This is a genomic window from Pseudomonas sp. AL 58, assembly GCF_036348395.1.
Lineage (GTDB): Bacteria > Pseudomonadota > Gammaproteobacteria > Pseudomonadales > Pseudomonadaceae > Aquipseudomonas > Aquipseudomonas defluvii.
In genome coordinates this window covers 1-2,709 of record NZ_JAZBQR010000047.1, presented here as the reverse complement: position 1 = coordinate 2,709, position 2,709 = coordinate 1, and the positions used below count along the sequence as shown (strand labels likewise).

Below are 2,709 nucleotides of genomic sequence, written 5' to 3'. Positions count from 1 at the left end.
CTCCTACAGGCTGGCGCGGGCTCTGTTGGAGCTGGCTTGCCTGCGATGGCGTCGGTGGGGTGATCGCGAGTTCGCGGCGTTTGCATCGCGGGCAAGCCCGGCTCCTACAGGCTGGCGCGGGCTCCGTTGGAGCTGGCTTGCCTGCGATGGCGTCGGTGGGGTGTCAGTGCGTTCGCGGTGCCTGCATCGCGGGCAAGCCCGGCTCCTACAGGTTGCGCGGGCTTTGTTGGAGCTGGCTTGCCTGCGATGGCCTCGGTGGGGTGTCAGTGCGTTCGCGGCGTTTGCATCGCGGGCAAGCCCGGCTCCTACAGTTGGAGCTGGCTTGCCTGCGATGACGTCGGTGGGGTGTCAGCTGAAGCCAACCCCCGCTAAAAAGCGGGGGTGGCAGGGGGACTGATCAGGCGGCGCTGAACAGTTTGTGCGGGTCGATCACGAATTTCTTCGGCACGCCGGCATCGAACTCGCCATAACCTTCCGGCGCCTGATCCAGGCTGATGACTTGTACGCCCACCACTTCAGCGATGTTGATGCGGTCCCACATGATGGCCTGCATCAAGGCGCGGTTGTACTTCATCACGGGGGTCTGGCCGGTGTGGAAGCTATGGGACTTGGCCCAACCAAGGCCGAAGCGAATGCTCAGGCTGCCGATTTTCGCGGCGGCATCCACGGCGCCCGGGTCTTCGGTGACGTAGAGGCCAGGGATACCGATCTTGCCGGCTACCCGCACCACACCCATCAATGAGTTCAGCACCGTGGCCGGCGCTTCGTGCTGGGCTCCGGCGTGGCCATGGCCACGGGCCTCGAAGCCCACCGCATCCACCGCACAGTCAACTTCTGGCTCACCCAGCAGGTTGGCGATCTGTTCGTGCAGCGGGGTGTCCTGGGACAGGTCGGCAATCTCGAAACCCTGAGCCTTGGCATGTGCCAGACGTACCGGGTTCACGTCACCGACAATCACCACGGCCGCACCCAACAGGCGCGCCGAGGCTGCAGCTGCCAGGCCGACCGGGCCGGCACCGGCGATGTACACCGAACTGCCCGGCCCAACGCCTGCGGTGACCGCACCGTGGTAACCGGTTGGCAGGATGTCCGAAAGGCAGGTCAGGTCACGGATCTTCTCCATGGCCTTCTCACGGTTCGGCAGTTTCAGCAGGTTGAAATCGGCATAAGGCACCAGTACATATTCGGCCTGGCCACCGGTCCAGTCGCCCATGTCCACGTAACCGTACGCACCGCCCGCCCGTGCCGGGTTGACCGTCAGGCAGACGCCGGTGTGCTGTTCCTTGCAGGAGCGGCAGCGACCGCAAGCAACGTTGAACGGTACCGAGACCAGGTCTCCGATTTGCAGGTTTTCGACATCACGGCCCTTCTCGATCACCTCGCCGGTGATTTCATGACCCAGTACCAGGCCGACCTGGGCGGTGGTACGGCCACGCACCATGTGCTGGTCGGAGCCGCAGATATTGGTCGACACTACCCGCAGGATGACACCGTGCTCGATCTTGCGGCCTCGCGGGTCCTGCATTTTCGGATAGGGGATTGTTTGTACCTCGACTTTACCGGCGCCGAGATACACCACACCACGATTACCAGACATGCTTTCACCTCGCTGATTGTTTTTATGTAGCGGTGCAAAGTGCGCTACCCGGAGGCAGCGCTGAGTTACTGGATTTTTTTACTGGCAAGCGTGCTCGTCAGAGCACTACCGTGCGGTTGGCGTTCAAAAACACCCGCCGCTCAATGTGGTAACCCACCGCCCGGGCCAGGGTCAGGCATTCGATGTCGCGGCCTTTGGCGATGAGGTCTTCGGGATAATGGCTGTGATCGACCGCTTCGACGCCCTGGGCAATGATCGGGCCTTCGTCGAGGTCGTTGTTGATGTAATGCGCCGTGGCGCCCACCAGTTTCACCCCCTTGTTGTAGGCCTGGTGATACGGCTTGGCGCCTTTGAAACCGGGCAGCAGGGAGTGGTGGATATTGATCGCCCAGCCGTCGAGCTTGCGACACAACTCTGGCGACAGCACCTGCATGTAGCGGGCAAGGATCACCAGCTCTGCACCGGACGCCTCGATCACATCCAATACCTTGCGCTCTTGCGCCGGTTTGTCATGGGGATCGAGGGCAAAGTGGTAGTACGGAATACGATGCCACTGGGCCAACGGCTCCAGGTCCGGGTGGTTGGAAATCACCGCCACCACGTCCATGGACAGCTGGCCTATACGCTGGCGATAGAGCAAGTCGTTCAGGCAATGGTCGGCCTTGGAGACCATGATCACGACCTTGGGCCGGTGGTTCGGCGCTGTCAGCTCGAAGACCATGCCAAAGGCCTCACCGCGCTCGGTCAGGCCTGCGCGGAAAGCCGCTTCGTCAAAGTCATCAGGCTGGCGGAACTCCACGCGAATGAAAAACCGCCCGGACAACCGGTCATCGAACGAGTGGTGTTCGGTGACGTAGCAGCGCTGCTCGTAGAGGTAACGCGTCACCGCATCCACAGTGCCGAGCATGCTCGGGCAGTCGGCGGTGAGAATCCAGGTATCCGGGGCTCGGCTCATGCTAACGCTCCTGTCGGGTTCAGGCCTGGATGCTCAAGCCATATTCTGCGGCGGCGTCCTGCAACCACAGCCACCAGTAGTCGGAGAAGCTGCGACGAATCAGCAGTTCCCAGGTGTCTTCGCTGCTGCGACGGATGACCAGTTGCGACTTGGCGAA

At 62.2% G+C, this 2,709-nt stretch carries 3 protein-coding genes; all 3 read right to left on the bottom strand.

The annotated features are described in order from the left end of the window. Window positions 1-397: 397 nt before the first annotated feature. Window positions 398-1,597 (bottom strand): formaldehyde dehydrogenase, glutathione-independent, encoded by a 1,200-nt coding sequence (fdhA, locus tag UIA24_RS22900; protein WP_330524025.1) that lies wholly within the window; start codon window positions 1,595-1,597, stop codon window positions 398-400. A 97-nt stretch (window positions 1,598-1,694) separates the two neighbouring features. Further along, a complete protein-coding gene (purU, locus tag UIA24_RS22895) occupies window positions 1,695-2,552 on the bottom strand; it encodes a formyltetrahydrofolate deformylase (RefSeq protein ID WP_330524024.1) in 858 nt (285 codons plus the stop codon). 19 nt (window positions 2,553-2,571) lie between these two features. Further along, on the bottom strand, window positions 2,572-2,709 hold a 138-nt coding region (locus UIA24_RS22890), incomplete at its 5' end, for a sarcosine oxidase subunit gamma family protein (protein ID WP_330524026.1).